14 protein-coding genes are annotated in these 15744 nt (G+C 64.7%); 10 read left to right on the top strand and 4 right to left on the bottom strand.

The annotated features are described in order from the left end of the window. The first annotated feature begins 44 nt into the window (after positions 1 to 44). The 10 genes from J2W23_RS06575 (at position 45) to J2W23_RS06530 (ending at position 10532) form a co-directional block, all read left to right on the top strand. Positions 45 to 1421: an efflux transporter outer membrane subunit gene (locus tag J2W23_RS06575; RefSeq protein ID WP_176656847.1), complete on the top strand. Its 1377-nt coding sequence runs from the start codon at positions 45 to 47 to the stop codon at positions 1419 to 1421. 1078 nt (positions 1422 to 2499) lie between these two features. Continuing rightward, entirely contained in the window at positions 2500 to 4008 is a 1509-nt protein-coding gene (locus J2W23_RS06570) for a TolC family protein (RefSeq protein ID WP_176656848.1), read from the top strand. Further along, positions 4005 to 5138, top strand: a complete 1134-nt coding sequence (locus tag J2W23_RS06565; RefSeq protein ID WP_176656849.1) for an ABC transporter permease — start codon at positions 4005 to 4007, stop codon at positions 5136 to 5138. The genes J2W23_RS06570 and J2W23_RS06565 overlap by 4 nt, the downstream gene beginning before the upstream one ends. A 2-nt stretch (positions 5139 to 5140) precedes the next feature. Further along, the gene (locus J2W23_RS06560) at positions 5141 to 5893 is read left to right on the top strand and encodes an ABC transporter ATP-binding protein (protein WP_307648132.1); all 753 of its coding nucleotides are present in this window, start codon (positions 5141 to 5143) and stop codon (positions 5891 to 5893) included. Further along, the gene (locus J2W23_RS06555) at positions 5890 to 6840 is read left to right on the top strand and encodes an HlyD family secretion protein (RefSeq protein ID WP_176656851.1); all 951 of its coding nucleotides are present in this window, start codon (positions 5890 to 5892) and stop codon (positions 6838 to 6840) included. Before J2W23_RS06560 ends, J2W23_RS06555 begins: the two co-directional genes overlap by 4 nt. Continuing rightward, positions 6833 to 7558 carry an MtnX-like HAD-IB family phosphatase gene (locus J2W23_RS06550; protein WP_176656852.1) on the top strand — a complete coding sequence of 242 codons (726 nt, stop codon included), beginning with the start codon at positions 6833 to 6835 and terminating at the stop codon, positions 7556 to 7558. The genes J2W23_RS06555 and J2W23_RS06550 overlap by 8 nt, the downstream gene beginning before the upstream one ends. Further along, positions 7555 to 8505, top strand: a complete 951-nt coding sequence (locus J2W23_RS06545) for an alpha/beta hydrolase (protein ID WP_176656853.1) — start codon at positions 7555 to 7557, stop codon at positions 8503 to 8505. Before J2W23_RS06550 ends, J2W23_RS06545 begins: the two co-directional genes overlap by 4 nt. Further along, positions 8502 to 8873 (top strand): EamA family transporter, encoded by a 372-nt coding sequence (locus tag J2W23_RS06540; RefSeq protein ID WP_176656854.1) that lies wholly within the window; start codon positions 8502 to 8504, stop codon positions 8871 to 8873. Before J2W23_RS06545 ends, J2W23_RS06540 begins: the two co-directional genes overlap by 4 nt. Further along, the gene (locus J2W23_RS06535) at positions 8870 to 9301 is read left to right on the top strand and encodes a DMT family transporter (protein ID WP_176656855.1); all 432 of its coding nucleotides are present in this window, start codon (positions 8870 to 8872) and stop codon (positions 9299 to 9301) included. The genes J2W23_RS06540 and J2W23_RS06535 overlap by 4 nt, the downstream gene beginning before the upstream one ends. Continuing rightward, a complete protein-coding gene (locus tag J2W23_RS06530; protein WP_176656856.1) occupies positions 9285 to 10532 on the top strand; it encodes a DegT/DnrJ/EryC1/StrS family aminotransferase in 1248 nt (415 codons plus the stop codon). The genes J2W23_RS06535 and J2W23_RS06530 overlap by 17 nt, the downstream gene beginning before the upstream one ends. On the opposite strand, the gene J2W23_RS06525 is transcribed toward J2W23_RS06530, so the two are convergent. From J2W23_RS06525 to J2W23_RS06510, 4 genes are read right to left on the bottom strand one after another with little or no spacing between them, the layout of a single operon-like run. Continuing rightward, positions 10529 to 11842 carry an SAM-dependent methyltransferase gene (locus J2W23_RS06525; RefSeq protein ID WP_218104360.1) on the bottom strand — a complete coding sequence of 438 codons (1314 nt, stop codon included), beginning with the start codon at positions 11840 to 11842 and terminating at the stop codon, positions 10529 to 10531. The genes J2W23_RS06530 and J2W23_RS06525 overlap by 4 nt on opposite strands. Then, positions 11842 to 12756 carry a hypothetical protein gene (locus J2W23_RS06520; protein WP_176656857.1) on the bottom strand — a complete coding sequence of 305 codons (915 nt, stop codon included), beginning with the start codon at positions 12754 to 12756 and terminating at the stop codon, positions 11842 to 11844. Before J2W23_RS06520 ends, J2W23_RS06525 begins: the two co-directional genes overlap by 1 nt. After that, a complete protein-coding gene (locus J2W23_RS06515) occupies positions 12753 to 13841 on the bottom strand; it encodes a GNAT family N-acetyltransferase (RefSeq protein ID WP_176656858.1) in 1089 nt (362 codons plus the stop codon). Before J2W23_RS06515 ends, J2W23_RS06520 begins: the two co-directional genes overlap by 4 nt. 9 nt (positions 13842 to 13850) lie before the next feature. Continuing rightward, entirely contained in the window at positions 13851 to 15218 is a 1368-nt protein-coding gene (locus tag J2W23_RS06510; protein ID WP_176656859.1) for an aspartate aminotransferase family protein, read from the bottom strand. Positions 15219 to 15744: the final 526 nt, after the last annotated feature.

Here is a 15744-nt window from a genome sequence, read left to right as displayed (position 1 = left end):
TACCTTTCTCTCTTCTTCGCCTGCGAGCGTCCTTGCCCCGAGCCATGTTCGCCACTCTGCTGGCCTGTGCAGGGGTGGGATGCACCACGCCCGAGCCCCCCAAGCCGATGCCGGTGCTGCCACCTGCGTATACCCATGCCGAGGCTGCACCGGCAGCTCGAGCTGGCAACAGGAGGTTGACCTGGTGGCGCGCGGGCGAGCTGCCAGTGCTGGACGCCTGGGTGAAAACCGCCCTCGCACGCAACGCAGACCTTGCCGTGGCGGGCATCCGGCTGCGCCGCGCGATGCTGGAGGCCCGGCTCGCAGGCGCCCAGTTGACACCCACGGTGTCCGGCGCATGGAACACCCGCAGCGCGCGAGGGCTGGGCAGTGGACAACCGGACACGAGCTCAGGCAGCAACGGGCAGATCGCAGTGAGCTGGGAACTCGACCTCTTCGGGCGTCTCGACGCGCTGCAGGCTGCCGCCAGCTCCGAGGCGCAGGCGAGCAAGCGGGACAGGCAGGCCGTGCGGCTGGTGCTGGTCGCCAGCGTCATCGACCTGTACTTCCAGCTCGCCTACGCCAACGATCGCGTGGCGATGGCCGAAGCCAGCGAAAGCGATGCCCGGCGCATCGTGGCCTTGGTTCAGGCCCGCTTCGAGGCGGGAGCGGAAGGTCGGCTGGCGCTGCACGAGGCGCTGCAAGTGCGCGAGGAGCGTGCCGCCGATCTGGCGGCCCAGCGTCAGGCAGCCACGGTACTGCGCGAGCGCGCGCGCGTGCTGCTGGATGGCGCTTCCGTACCGGAGCCCGAGCCCCGGACGCTGCCCGAGATCGCCTTGCCGCCGGTACATCCAGGCCTTCCGGCCGATCTGCTCGGGCGCAGGCCTGACCTGCGCGCTGCCCAGTGGCGGCTTCAGGCCGCGGGTGCGCGCACCGACGCAGCGGTGGCCAGCTACTACCCTGGTATCTCACTCACCGGTGCGCTGGGCAGTTCCAGCAGAGCCCTCCTCGACGTACTTGCCAATCCGGTCGCGACATTGGGTGTCGGCATGACGCTGCCCTTTCTGCAGGCGCGCACGTTGGGAATCGAGACCGACATCGCCCGCACCAGATACGAAGAAGCCGCAATGGGGTTTCGCAAAGCGCTGTACACCGCGCTCGGCGAAGTGGACCAAGCTCTCTCCGCCCGCATCCGACTCGCCGAGCAGGAAGGCGCGTTGCGCCAGGCGCAACGCCAGGCGGAGGAAGTGGCACGGGTCTACGAGGCCCGCTTCCGGGTCGGGTTGCTGCCTCTGAGAAGCTGGCTCGATGCGCAGGAACGCCTGCGCACGGCAGAGGTCGCCCATGCTTCGATACGACTGGCCCAACTGCAGAACCATGTGCAGCTCCGTCAGGTATTGGGTGGTGGCTGGGTCGAGAACGATCCCGGGATGACGCCTTGATCAGCGACTGAACGCTTCGACGTTCGGTGGCCTGTGCAGATGAAGAGAAAAAAGCCTGGGCGTCGCGCTGTCTCGTTGAAGGCCGGCCGGAAAGTCTGGGGGGGCGCCATCTTGCCGATGGTTGCAGGTGCCTCAATGGAATCTGGACTGCTTGCCACCAGATTTCCCACATTCTCCGGAAAGAATCTCTGCCGAGCGAATGCACATCGCTGTTGCCCAAACCACATCGGCGCGTCCTTGCGCCGGGTGCCCTAGCCATTTGTTGAAACGATGAAAAAGATAGGAACGTCGCCGAGCAGCATGAAGACGGCAGACAGCGCTACGCACTTCGAGCGTGCGGCCCGCGCGCTGGTTGCGGCGGAGGCGCGAGCGATCCGTCTGCGTGGCGCGGCGATTGCTTTTAGAACGGCACTGATGTGGCGACGAGAGGGCCTGACGTTGAGGGAGCAGTCCCACTGATTGCCAAGGTCCGAGGGCCCCGTCCGTCGAGATGCGCAAGCGCTTCGAACTCCTTCAGAAAGGGCGAGCTCGAATGGTGCTTCAGCGATTTTTCAGGGGGGAGGCCTGATACCCGCCATATCGGATCCTGGTCTTCAATACGGCCAGTGAAGTAACCAGGGAATTCGCATTCCAGTGTCTGGGCGGCCACGCGGCGACACCCATCGTTCCTGCAACCGCAAAGACCTGCGTCGAAATCATCAAGGCCAAGGCTGCAATAGCCACAATGATCCCAGCGTAGTGTTTCGAGCTGGACGGGAGCCTCCAACGGGGGCGAGGTGAAATCATCTGGCGCGCACTTCGTCAAAGTCTCCAATGCTGCGATGCGTCGAGCCACATTGCGCGCAGGGATTGTCAAGATTCGTTGAATCTCGCGCATTCGCTGCTTTTGGCCTCGTGAATTGCCAGAGACCTCTGGAAGGCTGCGGGCCATACAGCGCTGCGGACGAAGCGAACAAGCAAGTTCGCGGGTAGTCACGTCAGGAGATGGCGCCCGCACTGCCTGATCCACAGGGTGCAGTCGGAGCCGACGTCCGAGAAGGACTTCATCCAATCTCCACCGAATGCGCAATGTTCGTCAATGCTGAAGCAATCCAATGATGGGCTTACTCCTCTTGCAGGCTGCTCATCCTTGTTTCGCGCACGACTCCCCGCTTCGCACCTTGCCTCGCTGTGCGCTCTGCTTCTCGCATGCGCCCTGTCGGCATGCACCACAGTAGACCTTCCGACACTGCCGAACGAACTTCCGGCGCATTGGCGCAAGGCTGGCTCCCCTCCCTCCGATGCGATCCAGCCCGATCTGCAGGCATGGTGGAAGGTATTGAGCGACACACGACTCGATGCCCTGGTGGATCGGGCCATGGCCCAGAACCTGACAATGGCACAGGCGCGCAGCCGCCTGCGCCAGGCGAGATTGCTCGCCCGACGCGACCACGCCCAGCATCTGCCGGTGGTTTCCGGGAGCGCCCGCACCTTGCAGGACATCTCGGCCACGGACAACTACTTCCAGGCCAGTCTCGATGCCATATGGGAGCTGGGCCTCTTCGGTGCGCGCGAATCGGCGCAGCGCCATGGCAATGCGCGCGTGGACGCGGCGATCGCGGTCGCTCATGGCGCGCGCGTGTCTGGCATCGCCGAAGTGGTGCGCACGTATGCAGAGCTGCGCGGCGCGTTGTATCGCGAGTCACTGCTGCGACGCCAGGCAGCGCTGGACAATCATGCGCTGGCGCTGCTTGACTTGCGAAATCGCCTGCAGCTGGGACCGCCCGATGAGCGTCTGCAAATTGTCGAACGTCTGGCGCAGACGCGCGCCCAATCGAGCGAAGCGCGCGAGACGGCCGAGCGGGCCTCGCAAGCACTCGCCGTACTCCTGGGGCAGACCGCTCCGGATGAGGCCTGGACCCCCGCTGCAACTTGGCCGCCGGCGCCATTGCCGGGCACGAAGAATTTCGCTTTGCAGCAGGTGCCGGCCGACATGCTGCGATACCGCCCTGAAATTCGCAGCGCCGAGGCCGAGGTTCTGAAGGCCGCCGCTGAACTGGGCATCGCCCGCTCGGAGCTCTATCCCCGAATCACGCTCGGGGTATCGATGCTGTACGCACACAACCTGACAAGGCACAGTCGTCGCACCTCGGACAACATTCCGGCAATCGGCCCGGCGATCGACATCCCCCTGTTCGACTGGGCCCGCAGGCGGAACTTCGCGGAGGCGCAGAAGGAAGCCCTCGAGGCTTCGCTGATGGCATACCGACAGACGGTCGTGGAGGGCGTCGCGGAAACCGAGTCGGCGCTGAGCCGATTGCGGGAAGCGCAGGAACGTTGCCAGCAGTTGCAGACCGCCCTCGACGCCAGTAAGCGCCGCACGCAAGACCAGACCCTTCTGGCAAATCTGGGCCTGGCGAGCGGACTCGATCTCCTGGCAGCACAGCGCGAGGAACTGCAACAGTCCATCGCCCTTGCCGCAGCCCGCACCAGCCACACGCTTGCGTTCGTGGCGCTGTACAAGTCGCTGGGCGGCGCGCCGTGGCCCGCTGGCGAGGCCGCGCGGGACTGGCCAGCCCCATCCGGCATCGGTGGGGCATCCTCATGATCGCGTTGGCGCGCAAGACCATCGTCCATGAATGGCGCCGCTTTGTGCCGGCTGTTCTGGCCGTGGGGTTCGCAGGACTCCTGCTGACCGTGCAAGCGGCACTCATGCTGGGCATCTTCGGCAGCGCGGCCGTCTACGTGACGGCTTCCTCGGGCGATCTGTGGGCAGGCTACCCGGGTACGCAAAGCGTCAATTTCGGCCGCGATATCGATCCCGCCGTGGAGATGCGACTTCGCATGGATCCTGGCGTCGCCGATGTCGAGCCCTACCTGTGGGTGGAAGGCGACTGGCGCAACGACGCGCGATCCGGCGGTGGGGTTTCGGTCTATGTCTCGGGCATCGGCACGGACGCGGATGCCTTGATGTTCTCTCGCATACTGCCGCCGGCGGTGCGTCGACTGATGCGTCAACCTGGCGCAGTGATCGTTGACCGGTCGGATCTGGATCAGCTCAGCACGCCGGTGGGCGGCCAGGCCTGGGTGAACGGCCATCGTGTGCAGATCGTGGCCGCGCTGGACGGCCTGCGCGCCCTGGGCGGCGTCAATGTACTGGCGTCGATGGCGACGGCGCGGGAGTTGCGAGCCGGCGAGTCCTCCGCAGGAGTGACGTACTTCGTAGCGCGGATTTCGCGCGCCGATCAGGCCGACCTCATCAAGTCCAGACTGGCCGGCAGCACGACTTTCGGCGCCTTCGAGGTCTGGACGGCGGCGGAATTCGCGCGCCGATCGCAGTTGTACTGGATGTTCGACACCGGTGCGGGCATTGCTGTGCTGTTCATGGCCGGCATCGTTTGCCTGGTCGGTGCGGTGGTGACCAGCCAGTCGTTGATGGCGGTCGTGGCGGCATCCGCGCGTGAGTACGCCATGCTCAACGCCTTGGGAGCCAGCGTGGGAGCTCTGCGCCGCATCGTGGTCGAGCAGGCCTGCTGGGTGGGCTGCATCGGCCTGGCGGTCAGTGGCTTGTTCTGCAGTCTTCTTCTCTGGCTGGCGGCTCGCTACGGCGTGCCGGTGGGCATGGATGCAGCGATGGCACTGGCCTGCGCGGCGCTGGTTCTCGGCCTCGCGTTGATATCCGGCTTGATCGCCGTGCGCGGCTTGGTGCGCGCCGATCCCGCGATGTTGCTGAGATGAGCATGGCAGTGTCTCCCATCCGGGCGTCCTCGCCCGCGAGTCTGCAGGGCCACCAGCTCAGCAAGTCCTTTCTGTCGGGGAAGGTGCGCGTCGACGTATTGCGCGACCTGTCCATTCAGGTCCGGCAAGGCGAACTCACACTGATCTCCGGTCCGTCGGGCTGCGGCAAGAGCACGCTGCTGTCGCTGTTGAGCGGACTGCAAGCGCCCGACTCGGGACGCGTTCTGGCCCTTGGCGATGATTTGAGCCAGATGGACAAGCGCGCGCTCGAGCGCTTCCGTCTTCGACACACCGGCTTCGTGTTCCAGGGATTCAATCTCTTCGCGGCACTCACTGCGCGCGAGCAGGTGCAACTGCCCCTTGGCTATCTGGGCCTCAGCGACCGGCAATCAGCCGAACGTGCGATGCGGGCACTGTCGGAGGTGGGCATGGCACACCGCGCCGACGCCTTTCCGGTGCAGCTTTCGGGCGGGGAAAAGCAGCGCGTCGCGATTGCTCGTGCATTGGCCAAGGAGCCCAAGCTGCTGTTCGCCGATGAGCCGACCAGCGCGCTGGATGCGAACAACGGTCAGAAGGTCATCGACCTTTTGCACGAAATCTCCCATGTCCACGGCACCACGGTCCTGTGTGTCAGTCACGACCCGCGCCTCGTGCATCACGCCGATCGCGTGTTGACGATGGAGGACGGGAAGATCCGCGGCGACGCGAGGCCCGAGGCCGCGGTGCGTCGGCCCATCACCAAGAAAGTTCAATGATGAATCTCGTCCGTTGCGAGCGGCCGCACAGGCGCTTGTCGTGCGTCTTGCTGCTGGCCATCGCCATGAGCGGCTGCTCCAGGCCTGCTCCCAAGTCGCTCCCTGTTGTGGCCCCAAGCGCGCAGGCCGATTCGCCCCGACTGCTGGCGATGGCGCGTGGCAAGGTTGAGGTACGTGGTGGCTTGCTCGACATCGTGTCACCTTTGAACGGAGAGATCGAAACCTTGAACGTGGGCGAGGGCGATCTGGTGCAACGCGGCCAGGTGCTGCTGAAGCTTGGCTCCGAACAAGCGCGCATGGAAGCCGGCCTCGCTCAAGCCGAATTGAAACTGGTGCAGGCGCGCCTGCATGGCCAGGCCGAGCGCCTGCCCGCCGCGCGCCAGTTGGTTCGCCGCACGCAAGAGGCAGCCCGTGCGCAAGCACTCGATCCGCGGCGTGCCGAGGAAGCGCTCCAGGCCCAGCGGGACATCGAGGTCGCAATGCGAGTGCTGGAGGCGGAAAGCGCCATCGCGCGCCAGAAGATCGACCTCGCGCGCCTGGCCGTTCAACGCCACACGGTGACGGCACCTGACGACGCCATCGTGCTCAAGCTCAATGTCCAGATCGGCGCCCGTGTCGCTGCACAGGGCGCTCCCCCTCTGATGGTGCTCCTGCCGCAGCGCGCGTTGATCGTGCGCGCGGAGCTCAACGAGAGCTACGTCGCGAGCGTCAAACCCGGCATGCGCGCCACCGTCCAGCTCGAGCGGGATGCCAATGGCAGTTCCGAGCCAACACAGCTCGCCGCGCACGTGCTGCGCCTGAGTGCCGCCTACGGGCCGAGTCGCCTCGACGACGAGACGCCCCAGCGCACGGGCCTGCGCGTGGTGGATTGCATTCTTGAACTTGATCAGGAGGCCGCCTCGAGGCTGCGCCCCGGTCGCAACGTGAGGGTCAGCTTTTATGAGTGAGTCTTTTTTTTCGATCGCGGCGCCCGCAGCGACGACCCATGCCCCGACGCCAAGCGGGTGGACCATCCAATGCGATTTCGATGGCACGATCAGCGTCGAGGATGTCACGGACAGCCTGCTGCAGCGCTTTGGCGGTCGTGGCTGGCACGCGCTCGAAAAAGCATGGGAGAGCGGCCAGATCGGCTCGCGCGAATGCATGAGCGGGCAAGTGTCGCTACTGGACATGAGTGCGCACGAATTCGACTCCCACCTCGATCGGATGCCCATCGACCGTCATTTCAGGGCCTTTGTCGCCGCAGCTCGACTGAGAGGCATCACCGTGCAAGTGGTCAGCGACGGCCTGGATCTCGCCATCAAGCGAATTCTCCAGGCACACGATCTGGGCGATCTGCCGGTCGTCGCGAATCAGTTGATCCAAATCACCGAACGCGGCTGGCGGCTGTACACACCGCACGCGAGAGCCAACTGCGAGCGCGCCAGCGGCAATTGCAAATGCGCCAACCTGGCCACGCAGCGCAAAGTGCATGGCAAGGTCCTTTTCGTCGGCGATGGCAGCTCCGATTTTTGTGTCTCGGGCAAGGCCGACTTCGTGCTGGCGAAGGACCGGCTGATCGGGCACTGCCGAAGCCGGCGCATCGCGCACGCGGCCTTTGACAACTTTCGCGACGCACTGGATCTGATGCTGGAAATCACGGCACGCAAGGATTGCCTCGCATGAACGACGAAATGGAAGTTCCGGAAGGTCATTGGAGTTCCTCGCCAGTGTGTGTGACCCGGCATGAATTCCTGCACGAAGGCCACGGCGAGCATGCCCGCACCGGCATCCTGCTGGTGCACGGTCTCACAGGAACCCCCAACGAGATGCGCTTGCTCGGCAAAGGCCTGCACCGCGCGGGCTTCACCGTCTACGGCGTTCAGTTGGCAGGTCATTGCGGCACGCAGGAAGACCTGGTGCGCACGCGCTGGCAGGATTGGGCTGCGAGCGTGCACGCCGGTGCGGAGCGGCTGCGCTGTCGAACGGATCGGGTGGTGGTGGTCGGACTGTCGATGGGTGCAGTGCTTGCGCTGGAACTGGCCATCACGCGACCGGAGCTGATCGATGGAATCGGGGCCTTGTCCACCATGTTCTGGCACGACGGCTGGAGCATTCCGCGCTACACACGGCTTTCGTTCCTGTTGCCGGCGTTCCGGGCGCTCGGCATCGGACGCAGCCAGGTGTTCATGGAACAACCACCCTACGGTATCAAGGATGAAGCGGTGCGCAGGCGCATCGTCGAACAGATGCAGCAGGGCGACAGCGCCGCTGCCGGCCTGCCGGGGAATCCCTGGTACGCCATCATCGAGATGAAGGCGCTGTCGGTACACGTGCGGCGACGGTTGGGACGCGTGCGCGCGCCCTGCCTGCTGATGCATTCCAGCCAGGACGATGTCTCCAGCGTGGCGAATGCCAGGCTGATCTTGCGCAAGGTCCGCGCTCCCGTCGAACTGGTGTTGCTGCACGACTGCTATCACATGATCACCGTCGATCGCGAACGCCGGACAGTCACGGCACACGCGGTGGATTTCGCCAGGCGCATCGCGGCCAATGCGCATCGCGTGAATTCTTGCTCGGCACGGCCGAGCGATGCGACCAACCGCGCCGGTGCCGGCTCGCTCGCGGCATGAACGCGGCCGTCACGCCGCTGGTCCTCTCGCTATGGACAATGAACGTGCTCGTGGACAGCGGCGGCCAACTGGCCTTCAAGGCCGCCGCACGATGCCCGGATGACTGCGATGGCCTGGCGCGCTGGATCTGGATGGCGCGCCGTCCTTGGCTCTGGATCGGATTGGGCTGCTACGTGGCCGAGTTCGTGCTGTGGCTGGCATTCATCTCCCTGGTGCCCTTGTCGCAAGGCGTGCTGCTGGGGTCGATCAACATCGTCGCGGTCATGCTTGCCGGGCGGTATTTCTTCGCAGAGAAGCTCTCGCCCCTGCGCGTTGCCGGCATGCTCCTGATTTCCATCGGTGTGGCCGTGGTGGGTTTGCAAGGATGACCGGGACCCGCCGTTTCTATGCCGGGGGCTTCCTGATGCTCGTGGCCTTCGATACGCTGGCGCAGCTGAGCTTCAAGATGGCCGGCGAGCAGGCGTTGCCGCTTGAGTTCGATTCGGCATGGCTGACAAGGGTGTTCGGCCAACCGTGGATTTACGGCGCTTTTGCAGGTTATGTCGGTGCCTTCTTCACGTGGATGCGTTTGCTTCGGCACGCACCGATCGGGCCGGCATTCGCCGCCTCGCACCTGGAAGTGATCTCCGTACTGATCCTGTCACACGCGCTGTTGGGCGAGCGCATCGGCTGGCCGCAGATCGTGGGCGCCCTCATCATCCTTGCGGGGATCATTTGCCTGGCGTTTGGTGAGAAAGGGGATGGCGCGCCGGTAGCGGCTGATGCGCGCCGGCGCTGCGATGCCCAGATACCTTGAGCGCTTCGGGGAGGTCCCGCCCACCGCCGGACTTCCGCTGCACCGCGCGGACCTGGGCTGGCCAGTCGGGGACGCCGACGCGGATCTCGGTGCAGCGCTCGCGCGCTTCCTGGATGTGGAAGCCGTGCAGATCGAATGCTCGGGTACCGCCGCGCTGGTGGTAGCGCTGACAGCGCTGCAACGTCTTGCGCCCGAACGCGACGAGGTGGTGGTGCCGGGCTACACCTGCCCGCTGGTCGCGCTCGCGGTCATGCACTGCGGTCTCAAGCTGCGTGTCTGCGACGTGAGGGCGGGCACGCTTGACCTGGATCCGGCAGCGCTGCAGCGCCTGTGCAATGCACAGACTCTCGCCGTGCTGCCGACCCACCTTGGCGGCCGGGTCGCGGACGTGGCGACCGCACTGCACTGCGCCCGCCGCGTCGGTGCGTGGACCATCGAGGACGCTGCCCAGGCACTCGGTGCGCGGGCAGGAGGTCGCAGCGTCGGCACCCGGGGCGATATCGGTTTTTTCAGCCTGGCCGTCGGCAAGGGGCTGAGCATGTTCGAAGGCGGTGCCCTGGTGGTGCGGGACCCTGCGCTGCGACGCGCTTGCGCACAGGCGAGCGCAGACAGGGTGCCGCGTCGCGCTGGCTGGGAATTTCGGCGGTCGCTGGAACTGCTTGGCTATGCGTTGTGCTACAGGCCGGTGGCTCTGCGCTGGGTCTATGGACTACCGCTTCGACGGGCTTTGCGTCGTGTCGACTGGCTCGGCGCAGCAGGCGACATTCATGGCCCCACCATCCCCTTGCATCGAGTGGGGCGCTGGCGTCAGGCGGTGGCTGTTCGAGCACTGGCACGACTACCCGAGTTCCTGGCGCAATGCACGGAGCAAGCGCGTTGGCGCTGCGACCGACTCTCTCGAATTCCGGGCGTACAAGTGCTTGGGGACAGCGATGCAGTCCCGGGTGCGGAAGGTGTGTGGCCGATCTTGCTGGTTCGGTTGCCTGCGCAAGTGCACCGCGACGGCGTGCTGCGCGCGGCCTGGGGGAACGGTTGCGGCCTGAGCCTGCCGTTTGCGCGCGCGCTGCCTGACTATCCGGGCCTTGCAAGCGCGTTGCCGCCTCTCGCCTTGCCTCACGCGCGCGACCTGGCCGCTCGTCTGCTGTCCATCAGCAACAGTCCATGGCTTGACGATAGACGGTTCGCAATGCTGTGCGACACGCTGACCGAGTACTGCGCATCGGCCGCCTAGGCCGCCGATGCGGCGGCCAGGTCGCCATAGTCGAGCGACTGGGTCTCGTGCGCCCAGAGCAGGTCCTTGCGCGCATCGATGTAGTCGCGCGTCAGCGGCACCGCGTCTTGACGGCGCGCAAGCTGGATCTGGAAGACAGCGATCTGTTGATGATGGAATGCCGCCTCCGACATCGAGAGGTAGAACTCCCAGATTCTGCAAAAACGCTCGTCATACAGTTCGCGCGCCTCGTCACGCCGAGCCAGGAAGCGTTCGCGCCAGAACCGAAGCGTCTGGGCATAGTGCAGCCGCAGGACCTCGATATCGGTCACCACCAGACCGGCGCGTTCGATGGCCGGCATGCATTCCGAAAGCGAAGGCAGACTGCCGCCCGGGAAGATGTATTTCTCGATCCACGGATTGTTGAAGTCCGGTACATCCGAGTTGCCGATGAAATGCAGGAGCATGACGCCGTCCTCCGCCAGCAACTCGTGGCACTTGCGAAAGAATGTGTGATGGTTGCTTCGACCCACGTGTTCGAACATGCCCACGGAGACGATCCGATCAAAGGTGCCGACCGTGTCGCGATAGTCCTCGAGCCGGTAGGCCAGTGCGCCTGCCCGGCGTGACTTGGCGGCCAGGCGCTTGGCTCCGGCCAACTGCTCGCACGACAGCGTGGTGCCAGTCACGTGCAGGGCGCCACCGACCTCGACCAGGTAGCGCGTCAGGCCGCCCCAACCGCATCCAATATCGAGGACCCGGTGTTGCGGACCCACCAGCAGCTTGGCGGCGATATGTCGCATCTTGGCGAGTTGCGCGACTTCCAGACTTTCCCCGCCGGTCTGAAAGTAAGCGCACGAGTACTGCCGATCCGCGCCCAGGAACAGGCTGTAGAGCCGGTCGTCCAAGTCGTAGTGATGCGCCACGTTGGCGCGCGCCCGGCGGTGCCGGTTGCGCTCCAGCAGGGGACGCAAGCACATGCGCCATTGATCGAGCACGCGGATGAACCAGCGCGGTTTCAGGTCGTGTGCGTCCCGCAACAGCAACTCCAGCACATCGTAGATCGTGCCCCGTTCGACCTGCAGCCGTCCTTGCACGAACAACTCGCCAAGCTGCAGATCGGGGTCTAGCAGAAGCGACAGCGGTGCTCGACGATCTGTAAAGCGGATCTGTGCGCGCGGCAGGCCGTCATCGCCGAATGTCAGCTTCTTTTCATCCGGCAGGACCACCGTCAAGGTGCCGCGCCAGACCAGTGGCTCGAGGGCTCGGTGCAACAGCTTTTCGACGAGTGTGTCGAGCAGGTTGCGGCGGGAATTGGATTCAACGTTCATCAATGGGTAAGGTCGTGATTCGAGCGCGCCCGCCCCAGGCGGGCCAGCAAGCGCAGGTTGAGAAGGTGCTGCTTGGTCTGCCAGCGTGTCAGTTGTTCGCGTGCGATGTCCATGTCCTGCCCGTCACCTGCGCTGAGCCATCGCTTCCAGGCGCTCCGGTACCGATAAGCGGAGACCTCGCCGGTGACGTCGCTGCCGACGAGCTGTCCTTGCAGGGCATCGATGACCTGCGTCGACTGCGTCTCCAGCAGGAGACCCTGGTCCCAATTGGTGCGCACTACGCTGGGCGCGAACACGTCTTTGTCGATCGACAAGTAGGTGGGTCTGCGTTGCCGATGCAGGTGCTCGGACAGCGCGTCCGCGAGCGCCTGCGCGCTCGGGAAATTTCGGAATGCCGACGCCACGCCAAGCCAACGGGCCCAGCCGGTTTCCACACCGAAGCTCCAGTAGCTCAACTTGCCTGCGCGCAGGGGCGAAAGTTGGTTCTCCCAGCTGTGGCGCCAGCCAATGTCGCCGGAGGTGATGCCTGCCACGAGCACATGCTCGACCTCCGGCAGCTGTGCGACACGGCGTACCCACGAGCCGCAATGCACGCCGAAAGGAAAGCGCATGTTGTCGGGATGGTTGTCCAGCACGACCACGCGCAGCCGGCCTCGGGTCGATCCTTGCGCGCGGATGCAGCGCGCCACCAGCAGCCAACTCAGGTGATGGAAGTCTCCGCTGCCCATGAACACCGGTCCATGTAGCGCGGGAGGCGGCAACCAGGTATTGAGCTGTCGTTCCAGCGCGCGCATGCGCCCGAGGCTGCAGCCGAAGCGCAGCGCTTCCTGCTGGTCTCTCATCGCGAAGCGGTACTCGCTCGCCAACGAGCCAACCGATCCGTCCAGGTCCAGGACGACGGGGAGAGCGCTCATGCAGCAGACTCCGATCGGCGCCAGGCGCGGTCGCGCTCGAAGCGGCGAGCGAAGCGCCGCGCCAGCAGGCGCAGCAGTGGATTGCGCACGTAAACAGCGTGCCGGGTGAAGGTAAAGCTCGCGCCCAGGTCTGCCTTGACTTCGGGATCCGTCCAACCCGCGACGTAGTGCGTGAGACCCCGCTCAATCGCGTATTCCAGATTCAGCACCCAGCTCACGAAATACAGGTTGCATTCACGCGCTTGCGGATAGCTCAGCCCGATGTACTTGTCCACCAGCTTGTTGCCGGCTTCGAAGCACAGGTTCCAGCCGATCAACTGTCCCGCGCGGCGGTACTCGAACACCACGCCGCCGGCCGATGCATCGCGCAGGAGATGCGAGAGAAAGGAGGGTGTGAGGCGATCGAAATGCAGTTCGCTCTGCGCATAGACGGCTTCGTACAACGCATAGTAGGCGTCCGCGGTCGCTGGCGCCTCGAAGTGCTCGCTGCCCGTCGCAATCCGCCGAACCTCGAGTTGGGCAAGGCTGCGCAGCTTTCGCCGCAGGTTCTTCCTTCGACTCGTCGAAAGACGCTTCATGTAGCTAGCGATATCGGGGAAATCGATGGGCACGTAGGCCAGGGCCTGACCTTCGACCAGCACGCAATCGGCCTCCAGGCAGGCATGCATCAGAGCCGCGGCCCTGGCGTTGCCCGCAGCATCGAGCAACGGCGATTCGGAAGGAAGGTCTTTGAAGACCATCAGTCGGAACCGCCGGCCCCAGCGCTGCAGCAACGCTGCGACCCACTCCGCGGGAAGCCTGTCGCGTGGCGCGAGCAGATATTCCGACGCAGTGCTGCCGACAAATGCTGTACGTACGCGCAGATGGGGCAACCAGTAACGAGAAAGCGGCAGCGATTCTGTGCGCCGCCTCAGCGCGGCGTCGGCCGTGGTCAGAAGGTCGAACGGCGCCGCGAACACAGGCGCGGCGCGCCTTGCTTCGGCGGTCGGTCGCGGTCCGCCCTCGAGCAACGCGAATCCCTCGGGCGGATGGGCGACGAAGGCGTCGACCAGCGCATCCGGCTCAAGCTGGTGAAAAAAGTACACCGCCAGATGTCAGCTGCGCTTGGCCCGGGCGATCAGTTGATCGAGCAGCACCATGGCCTGATCGATCTCGGCGCGCGAGATCTCGAGCGAGGGCGCGAAGGTGATCACATTCTTGTAGTAGCCGCCCACATCGAGCACCAGGCCCATCTTGCGGCCGTTGTATTCAAGGTCTCCCGCCAAGCCGATGTCGACCATCCTGTCGAGCAGCGCTCGGTTGGGCGTGAAGCCGTCTTCGGTGCATATCTCGGCGCGCAGCGCCAGGCCCATGCCGTCCACGTCGCCAATCTCCTTGTGTCGCTTCTGCAGTTCCTTCAGGCCCTCAAGGAAGTAGGCGCCGCTGTCGCAGACCTGCTTGCCATAGTCGATCTCCGCCGTCATGCGCAGCACCTCGAGGCCGAGTGCCGTGCCCAGCGGGTTGGCGGCGAAAGTCGAGTGCGTCGAACCCGGTGGAAACACCTGCGGGTTGATCAGTTCCTCACGGGCCCACAGGCCACTGAGGGCATTCAGGCCATTGGTCAGCGCCTTGGCGAACACCAGCACGTCGGGCTGCACGCCGAAGTTCTCGATGGCCCATAGCTTGCCGGTGCGCCAGAAACCCATCTGGATTTCGTCGACCACCATCAAGATGCCGTGCTCATCGAGCACCTTCTTGAGGCCTTTGTAGAAGTTCGGTGGCGGCACGACATAGCCGCCTGTGCCCTGGATGGGTTCGACGTAGAAGGCTGCATATTCGCATTGGCCGGTTTTCGGATCCCACACCGCGTGATATTCGTTCTCGAACTTGCGTGCGAACTCGCGCACGATGGAATCCGAGTACTCCTCGGCCGTCATGCCCTTGGGGCGGCGAAACGGATATGGAAAGGGGATGAACTGCGCGCGGTCGCCGAAGTGGCCGAACCGGCGGCGATAACGGTAGCTCGAAGTGATGCTCGAGGCACCCAGCGTGCGACCGTGATAGCCGCCTTCGAAGGCGAACATCAGGCTCTTGCCGCCGCTGGCGTTGCGCACCACCTTGAGCGAGTCCTCGATGGCCTGCGCGCCGCCTACATTGAAGTGCACACGGCCAGCGCGGCCCCACTTCTTCTCGGCGTCCTGTGCGATCCACTTGGCCAGTTCGATCTTGGTGGGATGAAGGTACTGGCTGGCCACCTGCGGCAGCGTCTCGAGCTGGCGCTTCATGACCTCTTCGAGGCGCTTGTTCTTGTAGCCGAAGTTCACGGCCGAATACCACATCTGCAGATCGAGGTAGGGCGTGCCCTCGGCGTCGTACATGTAGCTGCCATCGCAGCCGGAGAAGATCTTGGGCGGGTTCACGTAGTGAACCGTGTCGCCGAAGGAACAGTATTTCGCCTCGTCGGCGAGAAGCTGTGAATTCATTGGAAGAGACTCCATCAATCTTGAAAAGGCGTCGCGGTCGGGCCGTCAGGGCCGTCGTCGCGCCGCGAAGGCGGTCACCGTCTCGACTGCCCTGGAAGGAGTCGGCATCCCGGTAGGACGCATCGAAACGGATTGCAGGCAGTCTGCGCGTCGAACGTCAACTGGCCATCAAGCGTCTGTGTGGAATCGATGGAGACGCGGCATGTCGCACCACGCCGATGGTCCGAGCACGGATGGTTTCCCGATAAATGGGTGCGCAATGAACTGCACCGCCGCCCGCGAGATACCAATGCTCGTCACGGTGTCTGGCGGTGCGGCACTGTATCGCCGACGTCGCCGTCGACCTTCGCGGCGCTCCCACGCACCGCGGCAGGAAGACTGTGCCGACACATGGAAGGGAAGGGGCCCTCGGGAACCGTCCGCTTATCTTGATCGAAACTTGATAACTCGGCGACTGAATGTGGATGCTCTTTGCCGACACTGCGCTCCTTGACGATGGGCGCGTTGCCCGTTGAGAACACTCGAG

The organism is Variovorax boronicumulans (assembly GCF_030812215.1).
Taxonomy (GTDB): domain Bacteria; phylum Pseudomonadota; class Gammaproteobacteria; order Burkholderiales; family Burkholderiaceae_C; genus Variovorax; species Variovorax boronicumulans_C.
The sequence above is the reverse complement of the archived record's forward strand: the minus strand, read 5'-3'. Positions and strand labels throughout refer to the sequence as shown.